This window comes from Bifidobacterium colobi (assembly GCF_018555455.1).
Taxonomy (GTDB): Bacteria; Actinomycetota; Actinomycetes; order Actinomycetales; family Bifidobacteriaceae; genus Bifidobacterium; species Bifidobacterium colobi.
Genome location: NZ_JAFEJU010000015.1, coordinates 1 through 7,875, shown reverse-complemented (window position 1 = coordinate 7,875; position 7,875 = coordinate 1). Strand labels below are relative to the sequence as shown.

The following is a 7,875-nucleotide window of genomic DNA, read 5'->3' as shown; positions in this document are numbered from 1 at the left end:
AGGTCAGCTTCTCCGTCACCGGAGTATCGAAGCTGTACTTCTCACCGCCGTCAAGCTTCGTGAACCAACCCAGGAACGAATAACCAGCACGCTTCGGGTCATTCGGCTTGGGAACGGTCTTGCCTTTCTCGACCATCTCCGCGAAGGTTTGACCGGCGCCGTCCTTGTCCTCGAAGATCACCACGATCTTCTCAGCGGGCGACTCGTCCTTCGTCCAATGCGCATACAAGGTGACATCCTCCGTCACCGGGGTCGAGAAGTCATACTCCGAACCACCCGAAGCCGCCGTAAACCAGCCATCGAACGTGTAGCCGTCACGCGTAGGATCCGCAGGCCTGGAAACGGTCTCGCCCTTGTTGACGATCTGCGCGAGGGGATCGTTACTGTAGTTGTCATCAAACAACACACGAACCTGCTCAGACGGCGTTTCATTCTTCGTCCAGTGCGCATACAAGGTCAGATTCTTCTTCACCGGGGTCGAGAAATCATACCGTGAGCCACCCGTCTTTGCCGTGTACCAGCCATCAAACGTGTAGCCATCACGCGTCGGATTCGACGGAGATGCGGCCGTCTTGCCCGATTCTACGGTCTGCGAAGCCACGGAACCCGAACCGCCGTTCACGTTAAACTTGACCGTGTACTTCTGCGGAGTCGGATCGTTGCCCTTCTTCCAGTGTGCATAAATAGTGATATCACTGGTCACCGGAGTATCGAAATCATATTCGGTTCCGCCTTCAGCAGCTGTATACCAGCCGACGAACGTGTAACCATCTTGCAAGCTCTGTGGGTCGCTTGGCTTAGTTGCGGTGTACCCATCCAGTATTGTTTGCTGGGCGATGGTTTGGTTGTCGAGCTCGTTGCGAATAGTCACTGTATGGTATTTCAGATCAGGGTTTGTATCTGGATCTGGATCTGGAGTGTCTGTCTCTGTCCAGTGTGCGTAGATGGTGATGTCCTTCGTCACTGGGGTGTTGAAGTCGTATTCGGTACCGCCTTCGGCTGCTGTGTACCATCCAGCGAACTTATAGCCTTGCTGCAGACTTGCCGGGTCGCTTGGCTTAGTTGCGGTGTATCCATCCAGTATTGTCTGCTGGGCAATGGTCATATCGTCCAGCTCATTGCGGAACGTTACTGTATGGTAATTCAGATCGGGATCGGGGGCGCCGTCCTTGTACCAGTGTGCGTAGATGGTGATGTCCTTCGTCACGGCCGTGCTGAAGTCGTACCTCGAGCCACCTGTCGCAGCTGTGTACCAGCCGCCGAACGTATAGCCGTCGCGAGACGGATCAGAAGGCCTGTAAGCCGTCTTGCTCGACTCCACGGACTGCGAATCCACCGAACCGGGAGCGCCATTCAAGTCAAACTTGACCGTGTACCTCTGTGATGTGTCCTTCGTCCAGTGTGCGTAAATGGTAATATCGCTGGTCACCGGGGTGTTGAAGTCGTATTCGGTGCCTCCTTCGGCAGCTGTGTACCATCCGGCGAATGTATACCCTGGTTGCTTGCTTAACGGGTCGCTTGGCTTGCTAGCAGTGTATCCATCCAGCACTTGGTATTGGGCGATGGTTATGTTGTCCAGCTCGTTGCGAATCGTCACCGTATGGTACTGGCTCGGATCCGGGTCAGGATCTGGAGTGGAAGAACCATTGACTGGTGTACCAACGGTTAGCATGTGAGCTACTGCAGCGTGGCTTTCGGTGCCTCCAACATAGTAAAAATAGTATTTCGCACTTGAATCAGATGAGGATACTGAATCATAATTATCATTCAGCCAGCCGTCGTAGAAATTTTTCAGACCGAGCTTAAGCAGGCTGACGTCGCAGCCATCCTGGGCGGTCATAGACCACGTGGATTTCGTATCTACAACAGTGGTACTGTCGGTTACCGGTACACCGTTTTTCGTCCATTGCAGGCACGCTGTTTGTTGCTCCTCTTTGCTGTTATAGTACGAAGGCTTCTTGAAGGTGACCGTGGCGCTGGGACCCTGTTTATTGGTGTCAGAGAAAGTCCATTGAGAGTAGGAGAAGTTATTGGAGCTTTCTGGGTATTGGATATCCCAGTTATAGCCACCGGTAACCGTTTTATAATCGAGGTAGGGCTGCTCATTGCCGAGAAGCGTGTATGTAGCGCCATCTTTTACAGACACGGTACGCGTAGTCGGGGTGTTGTCATCCCACGAAAATCCCTTAATGGTGAACGTTATTCCATTGGGATTGGTATCTGCTGCGGTACTTACTTTGCCGCTAGTGTTCTCGTTGGCGACTGCGGTTGTGGCGATGCCTCCTATAGGCAGCGCCATTGCCACAGTGGCCAGTAACGCCACAGCGGTTTTCCCTATGCGATGCATAAGAACTCCTCCTTCTTCGGAAGTCTCACCCGTCCTTCTTCTAACCGGGCGTAAGCACTATGGTATTACTGACGCGCAACTATCTGCCGTAGAAAATACGATTCCCGATATTGTTTCCTCATATGGATTGTTACCAAGTCATATAACGGTTCGCGAGTATCATGGTGCCCAACGGATACAGCCGATTCATGGATGAGAGAAGAACATGATGAGTGTAGTACGTCGGGCAATGAAGGCCGCTGTCGCAGTGGTGAGTGCTTTGGCTATGTGCGGAACAATGGCCGTTACCGCTAGTACCGCTATGGCTGCGGCTTCGGATGACGCAAATGTAAAGCAAGCGCTGGAATATATGAAGCAGCTTAACGACCTGCGCGCCAAGCCGCGCACAGGTCTTACTGCTGCACAAATCGCCTCGGCAAATAATAAAAGTGAGTCGCAGATTGCAGATGATACCGCCACGGGCGACCCGGTGCCGGCGCTCAAAGTCAACTCGGATTTGACGAAGTGGGCACAAACTCGTGCTGATGAGCTCGCCGCGCAAGGCACCATCAACCATGACAATATGTATAACGGCGCACCAAGTTGGGCTGAGGAGTCTCAGTACAATCTCGCTGAGTCACCTGACTACCAGTCCGGAACCTCCTTGTTCGGACCTGAAGCCCTTGCCATCGGATATCCGGATCTTGAGGCTTCCCATAATCCGATTGACAGCTGGGCGAGCGAATTGCAGACCGGCGAGCAAGGATATGGCCATTATCTGACTGAGGTGAGCAAGCTGGCTGATGCGGCAGGCATTGGCGTGGCGAAGGTCAGCGGTGGTGATTATGACGGTGCCACTGTTACTGTACTTGAGATTGGGTATGTAGGGGACAATGCTGATCGTGGTACTACCGAGACCGTTGAGGAGGCGTTGAAGAAGTATGAGACTCCGGAACCGACTCAGCAATACACGGTGACGTTCGATGGCAATGGCAATGGAGACACTTCTTCGGTGACGGTCAATGAGGGCGAATCCGTGGAAGAGCCTGCGCAGCCAGTCCGAGAAGGTTATGAATTCGACGGCTGGTACACGGCTGCAACCGGTGGAAATCTCTACGATTTTGATTCCAAGGTTACGCAAAACATCACTTTGTATGCACATTGGACTGAACGACAGTCCGATACTTTCACCATTCGGTTCCATGCCAATGGTGGCGAAGGAGCCATGCCTGATCAGGTGGTGCATGTGGATGAGACGGTGTCGCTGAATAGGAACACTTTCACTCGTCCAGGATACGCGTTTGACCATTGGGCCACGGCTGCGAATAATGAGACCGGCTACTATTACGATGGCGGAACGGTTTCATCGTCCGACATGTCTGCGGATGGCACCTTGGATTTGTATGCTCAGTGGAGTCAGCAGACGTACACGGTGTACTTCGACAAAAACGATGGCACCGATTATTCCGGTCGTACATTCACTCAACAGGTACTTGGTGGTGAAAAACTAACCAAGCCTCAGGATCCGGTGCGCACTGGGTACAAGTTCCTTGGATGGTCAACGAAGGCTGCCTATCTGAATGCGTACGATTTTGATAAGCCGGTTAATGACTATTTCACTCTTTATGCCATTTGGAAGGGCGATCCGCGCACCATTACCTATGACGCGAACGGCGGCAAGGGTAAGATGGGTGTGCAGCGCTTCGAATATGGCGATCGCCTGCAGATTCGAGAGAACGCCTTCACCAATGACGGCAAGATCTTTACCGGTTGGAATACCAAGAAGGATGGCACTGGTCATTCGTATATGATTAACCAGTTGCTGCCCGATGATCAGAATACCGGTTATACCGGCGACAGTCTCACCCTGTATGCACAGTGGTCTAGTGCTAAACCGGTTAGCGTGGAAACCGTGGATGGCACCGCCGGCAAAGGGACGGCTTGGGTGAATTATCTGAATACCGCCATAGTGCACCTCTCAGACGGCAGCAGCGTGAAAGCTTTGGTGTTTTGGGATGCTACCACTTTCAATAATGCGGGCTTGAGCAAGCTTGATTGGGGGGCAACAAAGACTATTGGCGGCGGTGAAGTTGCAGGATTCCCCCAATTGGAAGCACAGATACGCGTTACCATTGTGGATAATCAAAAGCCTGAATTCGTGGATGGTGACACCACGGTTCGTCAAGGTGATTCTTCGTTCTCTGTGACTCAGGGGCTCTATGCCGTTGATGATAAGGACGGCGATGTTACCGGCAACATTCAGGTAACGGATAACGGTGGTTTTGACATCAATAAGATTGGTGATTACTCCGTTTCCTATTCGGTGTCTGATGCGGCAGGCAACGTGAATGATGACTACTTCCAGAGGACAATTCACGTTGTAGACCCATCCACTCAGCTGGTGACGGTCCGTTACGAACCCAATGGCGGTACAAATCTGCTCGGTTCAAGGAGCGTGGAACAGGTATTCGCCAAAGGTGTTAAGCAGTCTGGCGTCTCTAACATATATAAGGTGTTTTCTAAGAGTTCGGCTTCTCTAGAGAGCTGGAATACTAAGGCTGACGGTACCGGAACGAAATACGAGGCATATGGGTATTACGCTTCGTTCGATAGCAATACAACACTGTATGCCCAGTGGAGAAAGTCGAACGACGAATACATCATCTTTGCGCCAGACAAGACTGGATGCATGAGCTACTGCGATTATGCGTATGGTGACTATGCACAGCCAATTACGTTGCTGACTCAGTTCGAAAGCTACAACAAGACGGGCTATACGCTCAAGTCATGGAATACGAAGGAAGACGGCAGTGGCGACTCGTATGATTTGGGACAAACCATACAGGATTGGTCCCAGATCAGCATCTTGTATGCTCAGTGGGAAGCCAACACTTACACTGTGCAATTCAAGGCTAACGGCGGCAGCGGCTCTATGGACGCTCAGGATATTGTCTATGATCGGAGCACCGCGCTGCATGTCAATGAGTTCACTGCGCCTGCCGGCAAGCACTTTGTCGGGTGGAATACCAAGGCAGATGGTTCCGGTACGCAGTACAAGCCGATGGCCGTGGTGAAAAACCTTGCCGAAAGCGGCGCGGTGACATTGTATGCGCAATATGAAGCCGGCGCTCAATCTGTTGCGGATATTCTGGTCACTACGCCGCCAACCAAGCAGGAATATGCAGTAGGCGATAAGCTGAATACTGCTGGCCTGGTGGTTAAAGCACGTCTGGCCGATGGCAGTGTCTGTACGCTGAAGTCCAGCGAATATACAGTATCTGAGCCAGACATGTCTGCCCGGGGTAAGAAGACGGTTACCGTCACGCTGAAGAGCGACTCCAGCAAGACCTCGACGTTCATTGTCTACGTTGGAGTAAGCCAACCATCTGTAGATGAATCGACAGCAGTAGCCGATGCGGACGATACGCCAATGAACTACGTGGTCAATCTGAAGCAACCTGCTTCTGCTGATGATATGAAGCGAGCGATTGCGGCAGCAAAGTTCTTTAACTCTTACCTGCTTATGGAATATGAGCAGTTGGATTCATTCTTTGTGCAAGCGCGAGTGAACACATTTGCTGCTGATTTTGCGCAGTGGGCCGCGGATAACGACATTGCTGTGGATTCGGTTGCGTCTACTCGCAGCAGCGGCAAGCTACGCGAAGATGAAATACTTGACACGGATGTTGATGCGCAAGATGTAGCAACTCCTACGGTTTGGGATTCTTCCGCGATGTCTGATATTCCCGCTTCGCCATACAATTCTGATCCTCAATCCGGTGTCGCTGGAGCCTATCAGGGCGCCGGCTGTGCAGGGAATAATTGCTTTGCGTCTTATGAGGGCCAGGCATGGGGTATCGCTGCAACGGGTGCTGATAAAGCACATTCCGTGGATGTTCCACTGCGTCCAACGCTGGTTGGTGTAATTGACTCCGGTATCTACGACGATAATGCCGAACTTGCTGGCCGGATTGATGCTGCGCGTTCCGTGAGTTGTGTAGCTAATGGTGTGCCACGGCAAGGCACAGATGCCACAACCGGCAAGCCGCTATGGTCTGCAGTAGACATTGATCAGACGGGGAATGAAGATGAAACTCATGGTACTCATGTGGCCGGTATCATTGCGGCGGCCAATAACGGAGAACTGATTGATGGCGTTTCTCCGAGCTCCAAGGTGGCGTCTATTCGGGTGTTGTATAACAACCGGACATATACCGAGCAAGAGGTGTGTGGCTACATGTGGGCAGCGGAATCACACATGGATGTGACTAATGCCAGCATCGGTAGCACAGAACCGGAGTATCCAGACGATCCTTCTACTACTGCTGGTTATGAAGTGCTGCAGCGTGCAATCAAGTATGCGGATAGTCGTGGTGTGACAAACGTTGCTTCTGCTGGTAATAGCCAGCTTGACCTTGACAATCTGTACCAGACTCAGGCATTCGGCTTGCGAGGCCTTCGCAAGAGGAATCCTCCAGTATTCGGACCGAACGATAAGTCGGAAGATTCACCTGTCGCCCAGCCGTCTGTATATGGTTTGCAAGGTGAGGGCAACCGTACCGGTATAGCTCGTCCGGAAAGTGTATCGTTGTCTGCACAAGCCGGTAGCAAGGGCTTAATCATGCCTGGTATGTTGGACGGTATTATCAACGTATCTTCCGCTGAGAACACGAAGCACTATTCGGCCGATAAGCTACGTCGTTCCTCGTTCTCAAACTACGGTGTGAATGAAATCGATGTGGCCGCTCCCGGTTCGAATATTCTTTCTACCTGCGGTTCGGCTTACGCACCAACTTGCGCGATGAGCGGCACTTCAATGGCTTCGCCACATGTGGCTGGTGTGGCTGCTCTGATTAAAGCTATTCATCCGGATTACACGCCGGCGCAGGTTACCGCCTTGTTGAAGAAGCAAGCTGGTGAACTGTACGACCATCTTGAAGCACCGACCGATGGTAAGGAATACCGTGGTGCTGGTTTGGTGAATGCTTACGCGGCAGTCACCGAAGATCAGCCCAAGGCCACTGTGAAGATGCAATACTCCACAGATAACGGTGCGACATGGAAGGACCTGGATGGCGCCACAATTCCGGGTGCTGCGACGATTCGCATTGCTGCAACCGGTCCGATTACGTCCATTAGCTACACCGTTGATGGTTCGACCGTGACCAAGACGCTTGGCGGCGGCATGAACGAACAAGCCACCTATGATGTGGACGTTGATTATTCCAATGCCAAGACTGCTACTGCCAAGAGCGTGAAAGTCAGTGTGCTTGGTCGCAACCAAGACGTGACCAACGATGATGTGGATGTTACCGCGAACTACACTGCTGGAGAAGCATACGTGCCACCGACTCCGCAGAAGTACACGGTTAAGTTTGATGTGAATGGTGGTTCGGATTCGGTTGCTTCGCAGTCGGTGGAGTCGGGCAAGAAGGCATCCAGGCCTGTGGATCCTACGCGTGATGGCTACACGTTCGATGGCTGGTTCACGGCGGCTTCGGGTGGTTCGGAGTATGACTTCTCGACCTCGGTGACGAAGGACATCACCC

At 52.3% G+C, this 7,875-nt stretch carries 2 protein-coding genes; one reads left to right on the top strand and one right to left on the bottom strand.

Going from position 1 to position 7,875, the window contains the following annotated elements; genetic code table 11:
* Nucleotides 1-2,323: InlB B-repeat-containing protein (locus JS530_RS10655; RefSeq protein ID WP_214377124.1), on the bottom strand; the 2,323-nt coding region annotated here is incomplete at its 3' end.
* A 229-nt stretch (nucleotides 2,324-2,552) separates the two neighbouring features.
* Here JS530_RS10655 and JS530_RS10955 point away from each other — a divergent pair.
* A partial coding sequence (locus JS530_RS10955; RefSeq protein ID WP_342590079.1) for an InlB B-repeat-containing protein occupies nucleotides 2,553-7,875 on the top strand: 5,323 nt, incomplete at its 3' end.